18 protein-coding genes are annotated in these 18,586 nt (G+C 60.9%); 6 read left to right on the top strand and 12 right to left on the bottom strand.

The window, feature by feature from the left end:
• The first annotated feature begins 15 nt into the window (after nucleotides 1–15).
• Nucleotides 16–1,164 carry an NAD(P)/FAD-dependent oxidoreductase gene (locus ACK3SC_RS05190; RefSeq protein ID WP_416839053.1) on the top strand — a complete coding sequence of 383 codons (1,149 nt, stop codon included), beginning with the start codon at nucleotides 16–18 and terminating at the stop codon, nucleotides 1,162–1,164.
• 9 nt (nucleotides 1,165–1,173) lie between these two features.
• Entirely contained in the window at nucleotides 1,174–1,866 is a 693-nt protein-coding gene (locus ACK3SC_RS05185) for a DUF1641 domain-containing protein (RefSeq protein ID WP_416839052.1), read from the top strand.
• Nucleotides 1,867–1,891: 25 nt separating this feature from the next.
• On the opposite strand, the gene ACK3SC_RS05180 is transcribed toward ACK3SC_RS05185, so the two are convergent.
• The 7 genes from ACK3SC_RS05180 to ACK3SC_RS05150 form a co-directional block, all read right to left on the bottom strand.
• Nucleotides 1,892–2,344: a metal-dependent transcriptional regulator gene (locus tag ACK3SC_RS05180; RefSeq protein ID WP_416839051.1), complete on the bottom strand. Its 453-nt coding sequence runs from the start codon at nucleotides 2,342–2,344 to the stop codon at nucleotides 1,892–1,894.
• A gap of 4 nt (nucleotides 2,345–2,348) precedes the next feature.
• Nucleotides 2,349–2,840: a ferritin-like domain-containing protein gene (locus tag ACK3SC_RS05175; protein WP_416839050.1), complete on the bottom strand. Its 492-nt coding sequence runs from the start codon at nucleotides 2,838–2,840 to the stop codon at nucleotides 2,349–2,351.
• Nucleotides 2,841–2,906: 66 nt separating this feature from the next.
• Complete coding sequence (locus ACK3SC_RS05170; protein ID WP_416839049.1) at nucleotides 2,907–4,058, bottom strand: succinylglutamate desuccinylase/aspartoacylase family protein; 1,152 nt, start codon at nucleotides 4,056–4,058, stop codon at nucleotides 2,907–2,909.
• A 182-nt stretch (nucleotides 4,059–4,240) separates the two neighbouring features.
• Nucleotides 4,241–5,452: a Fe-S cluster assembly protein SufD gene (sufD, locus tag ACK3SC_RS05165; protein WP_416839048.1), complete on the bottom strand. Its 1,212-nt coding sequence runs from the start codon at nucleotides 5,450–5,452 to the stop codon at nucleotides 4,241–4,243.
• Between the two features lie 3 nt (nucleotides 5,453–5,455).
• Nucleotides 5,456–6,886 (bottom strand): Fe-S cluster assembly protein SufB, encoded by a 1,431-nt coding sequence (gene sufB / locus ACK3SC_RS05160; protein WP_416839047.1) that lies wholly within the window; start codon nucleotides 6,884–6,886, stop codon nucleotides 5,456–5,458.
• A gap of 15 nt (nucleotides 6,887–6,901) precedes the next feature.
• On the bottom strand, nucleotides 6,902–7,807 hold the full coding sequence (locus ACK3SC_RS05155; protein WP_416839046.1) for an ABC transporter ATP-binding protein: 906 nt from the start codon (nucleotides 7,805–7,807) through the stop codon (nucleotides 6,902–6,904).
• A 243-nt stretch (nucleotides 7,808–8,050) separates the two neighbouring features.
• Nucleotides 8,051–10,753, bottom strand: a complete 2,703-nt coding sequence (locus ACK3SC_RS05150; protein ID WP_416839045.1) for a DNA-directed DNA polymerase — start codon at nucleotides 10,751–10,753, stop codon at nucleotides 8,051–8,053.
• Between the two features lie 102 nt (nucleotides 10,754–10,855).
• Here ACK3SC_RS05150 and ACK3SC_RS05145 point away from each other — a divergent pair, with 102 nt between their 5' ends.
• The 3 genes from ACK3SC_RS05145 to ACK3SC_RS05135 are packed head-to-tail and all read left to right on the top strand — an operon-like array spanning nucleotide 10,856 to nucleotide 12,053.
• The gene (locus ACK3SC_RS05145; protein ID WP_416839043.1) at nucleotides 10,856–11,041 is read left to right on the top strand and encodes a hypothetical protein; all 186 of its coding nucleotides are present in this window, start codon (nucleotides 10,856–10,858) and stop codon (nucleotides 11,039–11,041) included.
• A gap of 48 nt (nucleotides 11,042–11,089) precedes the next feature.
• Nucleotides 11,090–11,590: a hypothetical protein gene (locus tag ACK3SC_RS05140; RefSeq protein ID WP_416839042.1), complete on the top strand. Its 501-nt coding sequence runs from the start codon at nucleotides 11,090–11,092 to the stop codon at nucleotides 11,588–11,590.
• Between the two features lie 25 nt (nucleotides 11,591–11,615).
• The gene (locus ACK3SC_RS05135; RefSeq protein ID WP_416839041.1) at nucleotides 11,616–12,053 is read left to right on the top strand and encodes a hypothetical protein; all 438 of its coding nucleotides are present in this window, start codon (nucleotides 11,616–11,618) and stop codon (nucleotides 12,051–12,053) included.
• Nucleotides 12,054–12,110: 57 nt separating this feature from the next.
• On the opposite strand, the gene rad50 is transcribed toward ACK3SC_RS05135, so the two are convergent.
• From rad50 to ACK3SC_RS05115, 4 genes are read right to left on the bottom strand one after another with little or no spacing between them, the layout of a single operon-like run.
• Nucleotides 12,111–14,789 (bottom strand): DNA double-strand break repair ATPase Rad50, encoded by a 2,679-nt coding sequence (gene rad50 / locus ACK3SC_RS05130; RefSeq protein ID WP_416839040.1) that lies wholly within the window; start codon nucleotides 14,787–14,789, stop codon nucleotides 12,111–12,113.
• Nucleotides 14,786–16,180, bottom strand: coding sequence for a DNA double-strand break repair protein Mre11 (gene mre11 / locus ACK3SC_RS05125; protein WP_416839038.1), 1,395 nt, complete (start codon nucleotides 16,178–16,180; stop codon nucleotides 14,786–14,788). Before mre11 ends, rad50 begins: the two co-directional genes overlap by 4 nt.
• The gene (locus ACK3SC_RS05120) at nucleotides 16,177–16,638 is read right to left on the bottom strand and encodes a hypothetical protein (RefSeq protein WP_416839037.1); all 462 of its coding nucleotides are present in this window, start codon (nucleotides 16,636–16,638) and stop codon (nucleotides 16,177–16,179) included. Before ACK3SC_RS05120 ends, mre11 begins: the two co-directional genes overlap by 4 nt.
• Nucleotides 16,639–16,663: 25 nt before the next feature.
• A complete protein-coding gene (locus ACK3SC_RS05115; protein ID WP_416839036.1) occupies nucleotides 16,664–16,933 on the bottom strand; it encodes a MarR family transcriptional regulator in 270 nt (89 codons plus the stop codon).
• Nucleotides 16,934–17,105: 172 nt separating this feature from the next.
• On the opposite strand from ACK3SC_RS05115, the gene pan1 reads away from it, so the two are divergent.
• A complete protein-coding gene (gene pan1 / locus ACK3SC_RS05110; RefSeq protein WP_416839035.1) occupies nucleotides 17,106–18,323 on the top strand; it encodes a proteasome-activating nucleotidase Pan1 in 1,218 nt (405 codons plus the stop codon).
• A gap of 59 nt (nucleotides 18,324–18,382) precedes the next feature.
• Here pan1 and ACK3SC_RS05105 read toward each other — a convergent pair whose 3' ends face one another.
• A complete protein-coding gene (locus tag ACK3SC_RS05105) occupies nucleotides 18,383–18,517 on the bottom strand; it encodes a hypothetical protein (RefSeq protein WP_416839034.1) in 135 nt (44 codons plus the stop codon).
• Nucleotides 18,518–18,586: the final 69 nt, after the last annotated feature.

Here is an 18,586-nt window from a genome sequence, read left to right as displayed (position 1 = left end):
CATTATCCAAACACTATGACAGAACGAATTGTAATCGTCGGCGGCGGAACGGGCGGGTCAGTCCTGACCAACCGACTCACTGACGAACTCTTCGCTGAAATCGAAGCGGGCGACGTCGAGGTGACGCTCATCAACGACACGCCAGAGCAGACGTACAAGCCGATGTTCCTCTACATGGCCTTCGGCAAGAAGACCATACACGATGCACGTCGGCCACTCTCTGACCTCATCGACCTCCGGCACGCGAACCTCGTCATCGACCGAGTCACCGGCATCGACACCGAGAGCAAGCACCTGACACTCGAGAAAGACGTGGATGGAATCGACTACGACCACCTCGTACTCGCGATGGGTGCCGACCTCGCACCGGACGAAGTTCCCGGCCTCAAAGAGGGCGGACACCACTTCTATTCCCCCGACGGTGCCGAGCGTCTCCGCGACGAACTCGCCACCTTCACCGAAGGACACCTCGTCCTCTCGGTCATCGGTGTTCCGCACATGTGCCCAGCGGCACCTGTCGAGTTCGTGCTGATGGCCGACGCGTGGTTCCGTGAACGTGGCCTCCGCGACCAGGTGGAGATTACCTACACCTACCCCATCCAGCGCGCTCACGGTATCAAGTCCATCGCGGACTGGGCGACAGAACTCTTCGAAGAACGCGACATCAACCTGGAGACGTTCTTCAACGCCGAAGAGGTCGACCCCGACGCGAAGGTTCTCAAGACGATGGAAGGGACCGAACTCAGCTACGACCTGCTCGTCGCCATCCCGCCGCACGCGGGAAGTGACCTCGTCATCGACGCCGGACTCGGCGAAGACGGATGGGTTCAGGTGGACAAGAACACACTCGAAGCCAAGGACGCAGACGACGTCTACGCCATCGGTGACGTGGCCGACCTGCCGACCTCGAAAGCCGGCAGTGTCGCCCACTACGCGGCCGGAACGCTCGCAGACCGCCTCGCGAGTCGCGTCCGTGGTCTCGTCCCCACCGCGACCTACGACGGCAAGACCATCTGCTTCGTCGAGAGCGGAATGGACGAAGCCACGTTCGTCGAGTTCAGCTACGGCGACGAACCGGTCGTCCGCGAGCCATCGAAACTGCTCCACTGGAGCAAACTCGCGTACAACGAGTCCTACTGGCTCACTGCAAGAGGGCTCATCTGAGGTGATTCGATGAGTGATTCATCAACCGAAACGACGACGGAAGACCGCCAAGAGCAGATCGAGTCGGACGAATCGCCACAGGTCGACGAGGTGCGCGACGCCCTCGAAGCGGCCGTCGCAGAACACCCAGACGAAGTGCTCGCGTTCGTCGAGCGACTCGGCCTGTTGAACGAACTCCTCGACGCCACGTCGCTCGCCACGTCCGCGATGGACGACGAGATGGTGTCGAAACTCGCAGGCACGTCGTCGCTCCTGATGGAGTCTGCCGACGGCCTCGCCACTCGCGAGATGTCTCATCTCGCAGGCGAAGTCGGAGACAACGCCGGAGAACTCGAAGGTGCGCTGCAGAAACTCATCCGTCTCGAACGGGACGGAACCCTCGACGAACTCGCGCAGGCGGCCGACGCCATCACCCTCGCCACGTCCGCCATGGACGACGAGATGGTGATGAAACTGGCCAAGACCGGAAGTTCGCTGGGCGAAATGGCCGACACGGCCAGCGACCCGGATACAGTCCGGGCCATCCAGACGATGCTCCGAGCGATGGGAACGGCCGGCAGCGAACCCCCGAAGCGGACCGGCACTCTCGGCATGGTTCGCCAACTCCGAGACCCGGAGGTCCAGCGTGGCATGAACTTCATACTGGCACTCGCTCGCGGTATCGGGGCCGACCTCGATACCCACGACGAAGTCAGTGACTAGCTGCAACAACCGACGGTAGAGTTCTTCAGTCCGCCGCTTCTGTCTCTTTTTCAGTCTCTGCCTGACACACGTCGAGATACTGGCACGCGTCCGTCTCGGGGTCGAAACAGTCGGGACACTCCGAATTTCGGTCGATGATGGTGTCGAGTCGGTCGGCAATCATGCCGTCGATGACGGGTTCGAGTTCGCGGGCCTCGGTGCGGAACTCGTCCACGTCGAGGACGTTCGCGAGGAAGCGCTCGATGATACAGTAGGTCTGGAGCGCGTCGCGAGCGCGGATGATGCCGTCGTCGGTCAGCGTGACGCCTTTGTATTTCTCGTGTTCCGCGAGGCCACGGGATTCGAGTTTGCCAATCATCTCGTTCGCACTCGCTGGACTCACGTCCATCATGTCTGCGAGTGCACCGGTGGCGGCCGGGCCGTTTTCCATCTCCTGCAGCAGGTAAATCGCTTTGACGTATTGGTCTGCCGTGTTCATTGTGTCACTCGCGCTCTTCCATTATCTGCGTCACTTTCTCCACGCCCTCGGCCTCCTCGTCGCGAATCGTTGCCAGCGTCGCGACGAGTTCTTCGCGGTCGATGGTGAACTGTGCGTCACTCGCTTCGATTGCCCTGATAACGTCGTCGTAGAACTTGTAGGCCGTCTCCTCGTTACAGAGTTGGTCGTAGAGCACGCCGTCGAAGTCTTCTGGTTTCGTCTGCCCATACTGCGCTTCGACGAGCGCCTCTATCTCCTCGAACGGAACGCTCTCGACATCTAATCGGTCGATGACCGCTTCGAGCCGATTTCGGTGGTCGGCCGACTCTTCGGCAGCGTGTGAGAGGAGGTCACGTAGTTCCTCGTCGAGTTCTACCTCGTCGAGTTCCTCGTAGTGGTGGTAGGCCCGCGCCTCCACGACTTCTTCGAGGACGATACCGATCTGGAGCAAGCGGGCGAGCTGGTGGTCCGACGTGACCTGATAGCCCACGCTCATCGGCAAAGCCCTCCGTTCGCGTGCGATACCAACTGAGTCATACCCAGAGGTGAGTCTGTTACGGACTTAAGCGGTTCCCCTTTCGGGTTCCGACTCGGCCGTCTCGGCCTCTTCAGGAGTCATTGGCTCTTCCGTAGACCGTCGCAGTTCTTCTTTCGGCGTCACGCGGCGACCCATCCAGTGGTAGGTCCCGATACTGGAGTAGCCTTGCTCGTCGATGATACTCTCGATTACCTTCCGGTCATCTTCGTCGATGGAGACGACGTGCGCGATTATCTGCCCGGGAACGGTTATCGGGTCTGCGGCCATCCCGATGATGAGTCCCGTAAACGGTGCTTCGACGACGTGTTCTTCGCGTTTGAAGTGGTCCGAGATGGTACAGACGGACTTCCCCTCTTCGACGATTGGATACGGTCCCCAGTCCATGTCTATCCACCCGCCCGCAGTCGAGCGAATCCACTTCTTCTCTTTCGACCCGACGACTCGTTGCCACACAGGTTCGGACTCGAACTCGGCGTCTATCATGCCGTAGTAGGCGAAGAGATTGTGCAGTTTTTCGAGCGCATTGTCGACCATCAGTGGTTGGTATCGGTGGGCCTCACCCATCTCGACAGTAATGGTTGGAATCCCGTTTTCGGACGCGACTCGGCGCATCATCCCCTCCGAACCTGCCCCGTCGAGAACGACGTTCGAGAGGAATGCGTCCGCCACCTCTTTCACTGCGGGGTCACTCATGTCCGCTCGCGTGTGGAAGATCGTCACTTTGCTCTTCGTCGACGTGTGGAAGTCCACACCTATGTCGCATTTCGAGATAAAGCGGTCGTAGATGACCTTCGCCATCTGCTGTCCTTCGTTCCCGTGGTCTGACCCAGGGAACGACCGGTTCAGGTCGCGGTCGTAGATGGGAAGATACCGCATGTGCGCACGGTAGCCCGGGACGTTGAGGACGTGCAGACACACGATAGTTCCAGAGAGGTCCTGTGGGTCGTATCGGTCTGCGACTTCCTGGACGACCTTCACGCCGTTGACTTCGTCACCGTGCATCGCCGCGCTGACGAACACCCGTGGACCCTTGCGGGCACCGTTGATGATTGTCACTGGAAGCTTGATGGGGTCTCCGAGGAAGGACTCGCCGACCTCGTACATGATGTGTCGTTTCTCACCGGGGCGGACCTCGGCGTCGTAGCGGAATGGCTCTCCATTGTTGTTGTTGGACATTGTCTGTTCTCCGATTGGTCAGAATACGTTCGCAACCGAGAAAAATACTAGTAGATAGACACTTTCCTGACTGACCGACTCGCAGGAATATCACAACATCATAGAAGAGAACAGCAGTCGTTCGTTCACACTACGGAAGCGTAGCTGAGTAAACTGCTAAAAATTCGAGAAGAGTAGGCGTCTTAGTGCAGACGCGCGGCGATGAGTGCTTCGAGGTCCTCGCGGAACTCGTCGACTTCGATCTCTTCGAGAACGGGCACGAAGAAGCCCTCCACGAGCATGTTGCGTGCCTGCTGCTCGGGGATGGACCGAGAGACCATGTAGAAGAGGTCCTCTTTGTCCACCTGCCCGACCGTCGCGGCGTGCGACGCTTCGGTGTCGTGGTTGTTGATGATGAGCTTCGGCGACGCGTCTGCCTCGGACTCGTCCGAAAGCATCAGCGTGTTCTCACGCTGGTAGGAGTTCGTACTCCACGCGTCGCGGCCAACGTCCTGGACACCCTCGTAGACCGAGCGTGCGCGGTCGTCGAGGACGCCACGCGTCACGAGGTCTGCAGTCGTGTTCTCGGCTTTGTGCCAGACACGGGCGTTGACGTCGATGTGCTGGTCGTTGTGACCGAAGAACGCGCCGACGATTTTCGTCTCCGACGCGTCGCCGGTGAGTTCGGTCTCCACGTCGCTGCGGGTGAGACGCGACCCGAGGTTGCCCTCGATCCAGTTGATGGTGGAGTAGGTGTCGGCGTCGCCACGCTTCAGCGAGTAGGTGTAGGTGTCTTCGTCGAGGTTCTGGAGCGACCCGTACTGGACGTACGAGTTCTCGCCCGCGTCGATTTCGACGAGGTTCGAGAAGTAGCGCTCACCGTCGACGTCGGCGTCGCCGGATTCGACACCTTCGAGAATCGTGACCGACGAGGATTTCTCGGTCACGACGAGCGTGTGGCTGAAGAGCGACCGAGAGTTCATCTCGGCGCGAATCTTCACGTCTTCGGCGTTGACGCCCTCGGGGACGTAGATGAACGTGCCCGTGGTGAACAGCGCTGCCGACAGCGCGGTCAGGTAGTTCGTCTCGAGGTCGGTGACGGAGCCGAAGCGCTCCTCGATGAGGTCACCGTACTCGTCGAACGCCTCCGTAAAGGGGAGGACGACGACGTCGTCGGGTGCCTCGCGAGTCGTCTCGTCGGCCTGATTCAGGGGGTCGACTAGCGACTCGAAGTCGAGCGCTTCGAGGTTCGTCCATCGGCGGCCCGGCGTCTGGATGACGTCGGGGAGTTCGAGTCCGTCGAGTGCGTCGAGGGCGTCGAGTCGCGCCTCGAGCAGCCACTCGGGCTCGTCCCGTGCGTCCGAAATCTCTCGTACTGTCTCTGCAGACAGGTTTGCGGGAAGTTGCGCACTCATTGGTTATCCGAGGCTACCCTCCATCTCGAGTTCGACCAGTCGGTTGAGTTCGACTGCGTACTCGATGGGCAGTTCCTCCGTGATGGGTTCGATGAACCCGGAGACGATCATCTGCTTTGCGTCGTCGTCGTCGAGCCCGCGCGACTGGAGGTAGAAGATGTCTTCGTCTCCAATCTTGCCGACGGTCGCCTCGTGGGCAACGTCGACCTGGGACTCGTTGATCTCCATGTACGGCATCGTGTCCGAGGTGGACTCGTTGTCGAACATCAGCGCGTCACACTCGACAGCAGTCGAGGAGTTCTTCGCGCCGTTGGCGATGTGGACGAGGCCGCGGTAGTTGGTGCGGCCGCCGTCTTTCGAGATGGACTTCGACTCGATGGTCGACTTCGTATCGGGCGCGTTGTGGTAGACCTTCGCACCGGTGTCGATGTTCTGGCCTTCGCCCGCGAAGGCGATGGTGATGTGGTTGTCGGATGCGCCACGGCCCTTGAGAATCGAAGCCGGGTAGAGCATCGTCGCCTTCGAGCCCATGGAACCGGAAATCCACTCCATGCGGCCGTTCTTCTCGACGATTGCACGCTTGGTGTTGAGGTTGTACGTGTTCTTCGACCAGTTCTGAACGGTCGAGTACTGCACGTGAGCGTCCTCACCGACGAACACTTCGACGCCGCCGGAGTGCAGGTTGAACGCCGAGTACTTCGGCGCGGAACAGCCCTCGATGTAGTGGACTTCGGAGCCCTTCTCCGCGACGATGAGCGTGTGTTCGAACTGGCCCATCCCCTCGGAGTTCATGCGGAAGTACGCCTGTACCGGCATGTCGACCGTCGTGTCCTCGGGGACGTAGACGAACGACCCACCGGACCAGATGGCCCCGTGGAGTGCGGCGAACTTGTTGTCGCTCGGCGGGACGCACTTCGTCATGAAGTACTCCTTGACGATGTCTTCGTGTTCCTGGACCGCCTGGTCCATGTTCATGAAGACGACGCCTTTCTCCTCCCAGCGCTCCTGCATGTTCTGATAGACGACTTCGGACTCGTACTGGGCACCGACGCCCGAGAGGGCGTTCTTCTCGGCTTCCGGGATACCCAGTTTGTCGAAGGTGTCCTTGATGTCGTCCGGCAGGTCACGCCAGTCGTCGACACCGCCACGCACGTCCACGTCGGGGCGGATGTACGGGACGATTTCGTCCACGTCGACCTCGGAGAGGTCCGGCTGGCCGGGCCAGTCGGTCGGCATCGGCATCTTCTGGAACTGCTTGAGCGCGCGAAGGCGGCGCTCAAGCATCCATTCAGGTTCGTCTTTGTCTTCCGAGATGACGCGGATGGTCTCTTCGGTGAGACCTTTCTCTGCCGCGAACGCGGCCTTCTGCTCCTTCTTGAACTCGAAGCGAGCTTCCGTGTCTGTCTCTTTTAGGTGGTCTTGGTCGGAACTCATGGTGTTGGGGTAGGTTTACGCGGCCTCGTAGACTTCCTCACGGACCCAGTCGTAGCCTTTGTCCTCAAGTTCGTGTGCGAGCGACGCGTCGCCGCTCTTGACGACCTTGCCGTCCAGCATGATGTGGACGTGGTCGGGTTCGACGTATTCGAGGATACGCTGGTAGTGAGTGATCTGAAGGATGCCCGTGCCCTGCTCGTCGCGGAGCGCGTTGATGCCTTTCGAAACGTCCTGCAGGCGGTCGATGTCGAGACCGGAGTCGATCTCGTCGAGCACTGCGATGGACGGTTCGAGGATGGCGGCCTGGAGCACCTCGTTTTGTTTCTTCTCACCGCCGGAGAACCCGGCGTTGAGATAGCGCATTGCGAACTTCTCGTCCATGTCGAGGAGTTCCATCTTTGCTTTGAGGAGTTTCTGGAACTCGGCGACACCGACTTCGCCGTCGTCGACGTTGCCCTCCATCGGGGAGGTGTCGTAGCCTGCTTCCTCTTCTTCTGCGTCGTCGTCTTCGCCGAAGAGGAGTTCCTCGCGCTCGTCGTATTTCGCGTTGAGCGCGGTTCGCAGGAAGTTGGTCATGGTGACGCCTTCGATCTCCGCGGGGTACTGGAAGCCGAGGAAGATACCGAGCGCGGCGCGCTCGTTCGGTTCCAGGTCAAGAAGGTTCCACGTGCGGGCGTCTTCCGGAATGTCGATATCACCGAAGTCACCGTCCTCCAGGTGGAGGAGAATCTCGCCCTCGGTTACTTCGTATGCGGGGTGGCCGGCGATAATCTTAGACGTCGTAGACTTGCCGGACCCGTTCGGACCCATCAGTGCGTGGATCTCGCCGGATTTGACTTCCAGGTCGACACCTCGCAGAATCTGCTCACCATCGTCCTCCGCGACTCGTGCGTGGAGGTTTTTAATCTCGAGAGTTGCCATCGTTGGTTCGTTGCCTCGTACTCGAAGGGTAGGGAGTATCGCCCATAATGGTTGCGCATTTACCCCCGGCGACTTTTGTAGAAAGAAAATTTGTTTTCAAAACCGCAAAGAATCAGTGACGAATCGTGACGTGTGTCCGGATTTCGGGTAGCCGAAGTCAGTGTCGTCTCCGCGAACGATGTAACCGAATTCGGTTTCATCGGTGTCTCAAACGCGGTTCGAGAGAGGGAGTGAGTCGGGTGGTCAGACGAAGCTCCCGAGCCCGGTCTGTTCTTGGCCGCTCTTGACTTCGTCCCACGACATCCCGAGCGCCTCGATGATACGCGAAATCGGCCCTTCGAGCGTCTTGTCGAGCATCGTATCCCAGTCGACCTCGAACTCCTCGGGTATCTGGTCTGCATACTCGAAACAGATGACGTCCGGGTCGCGTTTGAATGCGCGATAGAGGTCGTCAGTCTGCGGGTCGAAACTGCCTGCTTCCATCTCCCGGAACCACGACGGGTGGACTTTGGCGAGGTAGACGCGTTTCGGCTTCGACCCACGCCCGAAGTTCGTCCCGAGGAACGCGTTTGCGTACTGCGCGCCACGGACGTGTGCAGTCGCCGTCTCGTAGGCCGACAGTCGCTTCCCGATACCGCCGGGGATACCGACTTCTTCGAGCGGCAGGTTCCCGGATTGGAAGTCGGTGATGATGTCGTAGAGGTAGTCTTTGATGACCTCGGTGTCCTCACCGTGGACGATCATGTCGATGACGTTCTTCTGGACCTCTTTCGTCACCTGTGCGATGTCTGAGCGTTTGTACTCGAAGCCGGTGATGTCGATGTCGTCTACGTCTTTCCCCTCTTTCCAGATGATGTGGCCGGCGTAGCGTTTCTTCTTGCCCGCCTGGAAGAACCGCCGGTAGAGTTTCTCGAACTCGATCTGGAAGCGATGTTCGTCTGCGCCGAGCGCCTCCTTCGCGAAGTCGTCGTAGGCACCGTTGATGTGCTCTTCAATCGCGAACGACTGCTCGATGGCCTCGTCTTTCGACACGTCGGGGCCGAGTTCGAGCATGACGCTGTCAGTATCACCATAAGCCACATCGTAGCCGAACTCGTTCGCCGCTTTCTCGGTGAACTCGATGACTTCGCGACCCGTCGCCGTCACCGCCGCACCCATCTCCTTGTCGTAGAGGCGGAACCGGTCCCACCCCAGCACGCCGTACAGCGAATTCATGATGACCTTCACTGCGGCCTGCTGGCGGTCGAACTGCTCGTATTCGGCGCTTCCGGGTTCGTGTTCGTTTCGGAGACCCTTCTTCTCCTCGCGTTCTGCGAGGAGTTCGTCCACCATCTCCCGAATCATCCCGTCGGGTTCCTGCCGGAAGTGCGTCCCGTTGGGCGCGTGGAACATCTCCCCGTCGTACTCGTCGGGGTCGACTTTCGTCTCCGGCGACGCGTTGATGGTCACCATACACATCGGGTACAGCGACTTCAGGTCGAGCACCGTGACGTTCTCTTTGACACCCGTGATGGGGTCGAAGACGGCACCACCTTCGTAGTCTTCAGATTCCTGTTGGCCCTTCGAGGGCAGGGCGAACTCGCCGTGAACTTTGTGCAGGACGTAGATGTCGACGGTATCGCCCGGCGTCGGCGCATCTTCGAGTTTACACCCGACGAACGTCCGCACTTCGTCCCAGAAGGCGATGATATCCTGTTTGCGGTCGATTTCGACACACAACTCCACGTCACGGAGGTTGTACTCCAGCAAGCGCTCTGGGTCTTCTTCCCAGAGGTCACCGATTTTACCCGTGTAGCGCTCTTTGCCGGCGTCGAGTTCGAGTTCGCCCACGGCGTCCAGTCGGTAGGATTCGAGTTCCGTGAACTGGGTCCGCTTGTAGGCGTACAGCAAGTCGAAGACGACGCGGCCTTTGATGTCCGGGCCGCCCCAGTTACTGCGCCACACCTCTCCGAGACGCGACATTCGGTCGCCGTCGAGGTTGTACTCGGTCGTCGGGTTCAGCACGTCGAGTCTGTCGAGGAAGTACGGTGCGTCGAAGTCTTCGAAGTTCCACCCCGTCATCACGTCGGGGTTCGTCTCTTCGATGTACGCGAGGAACGCGTCGAGCATCGCCGGTTCGTCGTCGAACGTCCGGACCTCGACTTCCCCTCCTTCGTGGAGGAACTCGTAGTTTGGAAGGGCGTCGGGGCGTTTGCCTGCGCCGTCGGGGGCGACTGCGTGCCAGACGATGTACTCGTCGCGGTACGAGTCGTGCGACGTGAGACAGATGATGGGTTCTTCACCCTCTTCGGGGAACCCGTTTCGGTCGTTCACCTCGATGTCGAAGGTGTTCACGCGGAGGTTCGCTTCGACAGACGTGGGTTCGACTTCCTGATGGGGAATCTGAATCGTTCCGTCGTCGAGACGGCGTTCGGGGACGCGAATACCGTCGTTGATGTCCTTGTCGATGAGGAGGCGATTCGGAAAGAGGATGTCCGCTTCGTAGTGGTCGAACTCGTCACGAATCTGGCCGACGTCGCGTGGGGTGCGCGTGAAAATCTTCGTCAGTTCCTCGCCGCGAATACTCTCGTATCCGGCTTCCGTCTTCGTGATGACGTCTTTGTCGAGAAGGTCGTCGTCGAGGCTGTCTGTCGGGGCGTAGAAGTACGGTTCGAACCCGAGGATGCGAACGTGTTCTGGGTCGTCGTCGGCCGTCCGACCGAAGACGTGGAGGACGGGATACTCTGTTCGGCCGGTTCCCTCGATAGTGTAATCGACCTGCGTGACCGCAAGTTCGACCACGCCGTCCGGGTCGGGGAAGCGTATCTCGTCGGTGTCGATGATGTCGGAGATATACTGGTCGGCGTCGCCGGCGACGATTTCTGCGATAGCGGCCTCTCCGTCGGGCCGCTCGTCGCCCCCGCCGTCGGCGTGTCCCCCGAAGTCGCTCAAACCCGTCTGCGTCATGCCACTCGCTTCGGTGGCGCGGCTAAAAACCCCGGCGTTTCTCCACCCCCGCAGAATCACGGAAAGACATATACCAGTGTGTGACATTCATTGACACACGATATGACCGACCACGCAGCACCCGAACGGTGGGACGGCACGATCGACGGCGACGGACCGACCGGTCCGACTGGAGCCGAGACGATCGAATCCTACGATATCGACGGTGGCGTGGTGTTCTATGACGCGGAGAACCCACTTGCATGGGTCGAGGCGACGCGGTCTTTCCGCCTCGACGATTGCGCCTAACTCGACCGAAGCGGACTCTTTTTCTCGGCCCAGTTCTTCGACGACATCGTGACGGACGACGAGCGACGAGCGCGCGACAACGCCGAGAAACTCGACCCCGTGAAGCGATGGGGCGACCCGGAAACTCGGTGGGGAAACCCCGAAAAAGACCTCCCCAAGATACCTCGCGTCCGAATGCCGGGCGAGAAGTCCGGGGCAGGAGGCGAACCCGGCGACGACTACGCGCCGGAGTTCACGACCGACGTCGACCCCGAAGTCTCCCGCCTGTTCTGGGCCAGCGTCATCTTCGCCAACATCGGTCTCGCCGGCGTCACCGTCGGGCCGATGCTCATCTACTTCCGTGGTGACGTGATGCTCGGCCTCGCCTTGATGCTCTTCGGCGTCGGCGCATTCGTCCGCGTCTACCAGACGTATCAGAAGTTCCAGAACCGCGAGCGCCCGGACGACGAGGCAGATTCAGCGGAGGACGAGACGGGGTCGAACGACGAATCCGAAGAAACGCCGGCGGCCGACGACGCTGCGTCCGACGCCGACGAGCGCAACCGATAACCCACGCCGACGCCTTCGACTCATCATGCGTACCGTTCGCGGGCCGGATGGCCGAACGTACCTGCTCGTCAAACGCTCCAGCGACAGCAGTCGCGTCCGCGACCCGAAGACCGGCACGGAGCGCTATCTCCCGAACGCCGAACTCGAAGACGTGGGTGGCGAGTCTCCGCTCGAAACCGCGGCGCGTGCCGTCCCCGAATCAGTCCGTCGAATCCTCGTCGCGACCCCGACCGAGCGTGGCCTCGGCCTGCTCGTAGATTTGGTCGACCGTGGTCCGCTTCCAGTCGTGGACATCATGGGCGCGTACGACCTCTGCGAGAGCGACCTCCACGGCCTGCTGACCGAGTTCAAAATCGCCGGCCTCGTAGAAGAGACGACTATCTACGGCGAGCGAGGCTACGAGGCGACGACAGTCGCGAAAGAAGGAATCGAGCGCTTGCGAGATATCGAGCGGGACGTGTAGTGAGGGCGACCTGCAGCGAGCACGACCCGCACTCTCAGTCGGTCGCGGGAGCGCTCCTCAGTCGTCCGCGAGAACGCTCGCGAGGTCCGGCGCGTCGGTGCGTTCGACGGTCGAACGGTTGGTCGTCGGGTTCTTTTCGACTCGGACCAGGTCGTCTGCCGCCCCGACGAGTTCGTCGTCGTGGCTGACGATGAGTATCTGCTTGACGCCGCGCGATTGCATGTCTTCGACGAGGTCGACGAGACGAGAGACGTGGCCGGTGTCGAGGAAGACGGTCGGTTCGTCGAGGATGAGCGGCGGAAGCGGTGCTGCGCCGTCGATACCCTCCGCGAGCAGTCGATAGATTGCACAGCGAAGGCTGAGGTTGAACAGGGCACGTTCACCGCCGGATAACTGCTCTGGGTCGAGTGCCGTGCCGTCTTTCTGGAAGACCGTGAGGCCGTACTCGCCGTCGAGACGGATGCGCGAATATGCGTCGTTGGCGTAGACGAGGTCGAACGTCTCGTTGAGCATCCGTTCGAGCACTTCGACGTTCCGCTGACGGAGGTCCGCTCGAAGGTCGCCGTAGGTCGATTCGAGCGTCGAAACCTCCTCGTGGAGTGAGTCGAGTGCGTCGACTCGTTCGCCGAGTTCGTCCCGTCGCTCTCGGAGTTCGTCGAGGCGTTCGAGGGCCGACTGGACGCCACCAATCTGACTCTGGATATCGTCGCGCTGGTCGCGCAGTTCGGGGAGTACTTCGTCGACCTGGTCGATGTACTTCTTGGCCTTCTTCTTGTACTCCTTCGCCGACTCGACGGCCGATTCGTCCACTGCGTCGCGCAGTTCGGTCCGTCTGTCTCGGCGGTCTTTGAGGTGTTGTCGTCGCTCGCGGTTGACCTCCGCAATCGTCTCGCGCTTCTCGCGCAGTCGCTCGCAGGCGTCTCGGTTCTCGTTCCGCGTTTGGACGAGAGATTCGACGCGGTCGACACGTGCTCGGCGCGTTTCGAGCGTTTCGAGGTCGGATTCGAGTTCCTCGACCGTCTCAGTCACCGTTGCGGCGCGTTCGGCCTGCGTCTCCGCTGCTTCGCGCTTCGTTGCCGCCTCGGCTTCGAGCTCGGCGGCGGTCTCGCGTTTCTCTTCGGCCGCTTCTCGGCGTGATTCGACCGTCGTCTCTCGGTCTTCGATACGTTCGTCGAGATGAGAGAGACGCTCCGAGAGCGAGTCCGCGCGGTTCTCCAACTCGACGAGTCGCTCCGCCGTCTCGACTGCCGAGTCGAGTGCTTCGACCGTCGATTCGAGTTCGTCTCGGTCGGATTCGAGCGACTCGACGTCGGCCTCCCGGTCACCGATGGCATCGACGTGTGGCGACTCCTCGACGGGTTGGCCACACTCGGGGCACTTTCCTGCGTCTCGGAGTGCTTCGGCCTCTTCGAGTCGCTCCCGTGTGTTCTTGAGTTCGGTCTCGGTCTCCGCCAGTGATTCGCGCGCCGCTGAGCGGTCGCTCCGTCGGTCATCGAGGAGTGACGCGGCGGCCCCCCGGTCGACGGGAGCGTCGGCAAACTGCTCCTCGATGTCGGAGAGCGACGACTGGATGTCCGCTCGTTTCTCGCGGAAGGATTCGAGTTCGGCCGCCGCGTCTGCCGCGGCAGATTCGTCTTCGTCCGCGCTCTCGCGTTTTTCTTCGGCCCGGTCTTCGAGGTCAGTCGCACGTTCTTCGAGTCGTTCGGCCTGCGTTTCGAGGGCCTGTGCCTGTTGTCGAGCGTCAGATAACTCCTCGCGAATCTCCGATTCTCGCTCGGTGAACTGTTCACGTCGCGTCTCGATCGTCGACTCGGTGGCGTCGTCGAGGTCTGTCTCGGCGAGTGCGGACTCGATGTTCTCGCCAATCTCGTCGAGTTCGGCGTCGAGTTTGCGGATTCGCTCGGTGAGTGTGTCGCGCTCTGCTTCGTCTTCGGCGACCTTCGATTCGATCTCTTCGATGGCCGCTTCGACTTCAGCCAGTCGTTCGCGTTTTTCCGCGTGTTCTTCGAGCGTCGCCTTCGCGTCGTCGAACCGCGACTTCGCCTTCTCTCGCTGGGACTCGTAGTTCGAAATCTTCTCGTCTTTTTCGGCGAGTTTGGATTCGAGCGCGTTGAGTCGCGTGTGGAGGTCTTTATCTTCTATCTGCTCGATTTCGGACGCTTTTTCTTCGAGAACGCTCCGTTTGCTCGTCAGTACGTCTTCGACCCCCAATCGGGCGTTTCCGGCCCGTTCTCGGTACTCTTCGAGTTTCCCGAGTTGCAGGAGGTCGTCTATCATGTCCTGTCGCTGGGAGGGAGAGGCGTTGATGAGTTTGTTGACCTCGCCCTGCTGGACGTACGCGCAGTTGACGAACGCCTCGGCGTCCATTCGGAGGAGCGACGCGACGGTTCGGCGCACGTCGCGCGCACCTTCGACGGTGCCGTCCGGGCCTTCGAGGACGCATTTGGCGGTGGTTGCGCGGTCACCCGAAATCCGAATCCGGCGCTCGATTCGATAGGTACCCCCGTCGTGGACGAATTCGAGTTCGATTTCGGCGTCCTCCTCGCCGGTCGTGACGATGTCTTCGAGCGTCCCGTCGAGTGCCTTCGACCCGTAGAGGGCGAAGAAACACGCTTCGAGGAGCGACGATTTTCCACTCCCGTTGACGCCGTGGATGACCGTCACACCGTCGCGTAACTCGAGTTCAGCGTCGTCGTACGGCTTGAAGTTCTTCAGTGCGACGTGGGTGAACCTCATGCGAAATCACCCAGCGAACTGTCTCGGGCGGGGGTCGGGTCGGGGTCGGACGTGGATTCGTCTGTTGAGTCGTCCGTGGTTCCGGCTTCCGGTTCGTCTGCCGATTCGTCTGCCGATTCGTCTGCCGATTCTCCTACCGAGTTCTCTCCCGGTTCGTCTCCTGGTTCGACTGCCGATTCGACTGTCGCTTCGTTCGACGGTTCGCCGTTCACGGGTGCAGTCGGTTCGCCGTCTCCTGCACCGTCTTCACTCTCAGAGTCGCCGTCCTTCTCGGCGGCGACGAACGCACCGGGGTCGTCGTCGAGGAGCGACGCGACGCGTTCGCGAACCTGGTCACGGACGTTCGAATCCGCAACCTTGCTGGCACGGACCGTCTCGTCGACATCGAGGGCGGCGCTCGACAGTCCCATGTCGCGGACTCTGTTACGGACGGCCTCGTCGGGGTCGGCGAACGAGACGTCGACGCGCAGTTCGGCCTCGGTGTCTATCTCGCGACGGTCGTTGACACGCGCGACGAGTGCGCCTTCTTCGACGGCGAACGATTCGACGGCAGCAGGGGTGACGGACTCGCCGTCACCGGTCAGTTCGACGATGACGACGGCGTCTTCGAGGTCGAACTCGCGGACGCGTTGTCGAACGCGTTCGATTCCCTCGTCGCCGGAGAGGTCCACCTCGATGAATCGGAACGGCCGGGTTTCGAGCGTGCGTCGGCGGATATCTATCTCTTCGGCGTCGAACGAGACGATGTTGTACCCGCGTGGGTCGCGTTCGCTCGCACTCGCGCGCTCGGTCGACCCGCAGTACGTGACCCACGTCCCGTCGAGGTCCACCTTGTCGGGGACGTGGTTGTCGCCGAGGAGTACCGCGTCGAACTCGACGTTCGACTCCGAGAGAACCGTCTCAGTGTCCCAGTCCGCGTGGGCAAAGGGCGTAAAGAGACCGTGGCCGACGAGCGTGGCCTGTGACTGGTCGTGAGGAGTAAACTGATAGTCGAGTTCGTCTCGTCGGGAGCGCGGGACGTGGTCGAGTCCGTAGAACGCCACGTCGCCGAGGACGTAGGGGTCGCTCCCGAGACGCGTCGCGAGGCCGAGCCGCTCGAAGAGGTCTAACCACTGGCCGCCGCGCGTCGATTCGTGGTTGCCGACGATAGCGAGGAAGGGGATTCCTGCATCGTCGAGGCGGCGGAGCGCTGCGAGTGTTCCGAGGAGGTCAGGGAGTTCGGGGCGACGGTCGTGATAGAGGTCACCCGCGTGGACGACGGCGTCCACCTCCTCCGAAATCGCGTCCGCGACGACCTGTTCGAAGGCGTCGAGGAAGTCCTGACGGCGCTCCGGCGAATGGTACTGCTGATACCCAATGTGGGTGTCGCCGGTGTGTATCACCCGTGTCATCTATCAGTTGGTTCACCGCCACCGCTGAAAACGGTTGTGCGAGGGGAGTGAAAGTGGTCGCCGTCGCGTCCGTGAGCCGATAGTGAATCCAACGACCGCGGACACGACGATGGTGATTCCGATGCCGACGGGCGCGACGATGGTGAACCCGACGACGGCGGACGCGACGCCGACGGAGCCGACGACTCCGGACCTGCTATCGACTCGCGCACTCGAGTGAGGTCACGAAGTAACGTGCGGCCGGTTCGTGCACTTGGATGACCGTCACGGGTCGCTGCACCGACTGCACGGCGAAGCGTCGCCTCACCGTCGTCGTCGAGAAACGTCGCAGCAGTCGCGATGTCGGAGAAGGCGTCGGCGGCGGATGCGATAGTGTATTCGTAGGACTGTCGCTGAGCGGTGGCGTCTGGGTCGGCGAGCGCCGCGAGAGCGCGGCCAACGACGGCAGGGTCGGGCATACACCGTCTGGCCCCGTCCTCTGATTTAAATGTTGAGCGTGTAGAGGCGCTTGCGGGCGTCAGAGAACGAGAAGCGAGAATCGACTGCGCCTTCCTCTTCGAGACGCGAGAGTGCGTACCGAACAGTTCGCGGCGGGAGGAGCGACTCTTCTGCGATTTGGCTCTGCGTGAGCGTGTCCTCGTAGTCGAGAACCTTCGCGACCAGCTTCGCGCTCGGGGGCATCTCTCGAACCGCTGCCCAACGGTCTTCAGTGTGGGTGTCGGCGTCTCGTTCGATCGCTTCCGTGGTGCTCATCGTACCTGTACTCAGGGAATGCTATTAGATAATATTTGCTATCCTATTTTATTACTGTTAGAAATATGTGTGACGGACGTCAGACTCGACATCTCAGCGCAGAGACGGCTCATAGCCGGCGAATCCCACACACACCCGAAGCCTCTTATGAGCCTGCGCCCTATCCCGCCTGATGACCGACACTGTGGACGACGTCGACCTACCGTACGATAAGGACTCGGCGTCGCAGCAGGAGAAGATCACCGCCCTTCAAGAGCGGCTCGAAGTTCTCGAAACGCAAAACGAGGAGATGCGCGACAAACTCCTCGACGCGAACGCAGAGAACAACAAGTATCAGCAGAAACTGGAGCGACTTACCCACGAGAACAAGAAGCTCAAGCAGTCGCCGCTCTTCGTTGCGACGGTTCAGGAAATCACCGACGAGGGGGTCATCATCAAGCAGCATGGTAACAACCAAGAGGCCCTCACCGAGGTGACAGACGAGATGCGCGAGGAGTTAGAACCCGACGCGCGTGTCGCCGTGAACAACTCTCTGTCTATCGTCAAGCGACTCGACAAGGAAACTGACGTCCGGGCACGCGTCATGCAAGTCGAACACAGCCCCGACGTGACCTACGAGGATATTGGCGGACTCGAAGAACAGATGCAAGAAGTCCGAGAGACCGTCGAGATGCCACTCGACCGTCCGGAGATGTTCGAGAAGGTGGGTATCGACCCACCGTCTGGCGTCCTCCTCTACGGACCGCCGGGCACCGGGAAGACGATGCTCGCGAAAGCCGTCGCCAACCAGACGAACGCTTCGTTCATCAAGATGGCCGGGTCCGAACTGGTGCACAAGTTCATCGGTGAGGGCGCGAAACTCGTTCGCGACCTCTTCGAGGTCGCTCGCGAGAACGAACCCGCCGTCATCTTCATCGACGAAATCGACGCCATCGCGTCGAAGCGGACGGACTCGAAGACCTCCGGCGACGCCGAGGTCCAGCGGACGATGATGCAACTCCTCGCGGAGATGGACGGCTTCGACGAGCGCGGAAACATCCGCCTCATCGCAGCGACCAACCGCTTCGACATGCTCGACCCCGCGATTCTCCGGCCCGGCCGGTTCGACCGCCTCATCGAGGTGCCAAAGCCGAACGAGGACGGCCGTGAGATCATCTTCAAGATCCACACCCGCAAGATGAACGTCTCCGACGACGTGGACTTCGTGGAACTCGCCGAACTCGCAGAAGACGCATCCGGTGCCGACATCAAGGCGATCTGTACGGAAGCCGGGATGTTCGCCATCCGCGACGAGCGCACGGAAATCTTCATGCAGGACTTCGTGGACGCCTGGGAGAAGATTCAGAAAGAAGCAGAAGACACCGCAGATATCTCGCGCGCGTTCGCCTAACTCGGCGCTCCGCGAGTATTCACACGGTTTTCATTTCCGAACCGCCACTCGCAGAGTGACTACGCCGCGAACGCGAGGTACGGGAGGACGAACAGCACGACGAACATCGCGGTGAGAATGAGTCCGTATCCGGCGAACGTCGCCGCCGCAGTCAACCACGATTCACGCCGTCCCGGGAGTTCGAACGCAGACATACGCTCTCGGTCACGGTCGTCGCTGATAAATTGTTGGTCTCGGGCGGGACAGCAGAGTTGCAGCCGAGC

This window comes from Haloferax sp. DFSO52 (assembly GCF_048158745.1).
In the GTDB taxonomy this organism is placed as follows: Archaea; Halobacteriota; Halobacteria; order Halobacteriales; family Haloferacaceae; genus Haloferax.
Note: the sequence above shows the minus strand (reverse complement) of the source record. Positions and strands in the feature narration are given on the sequence as shown.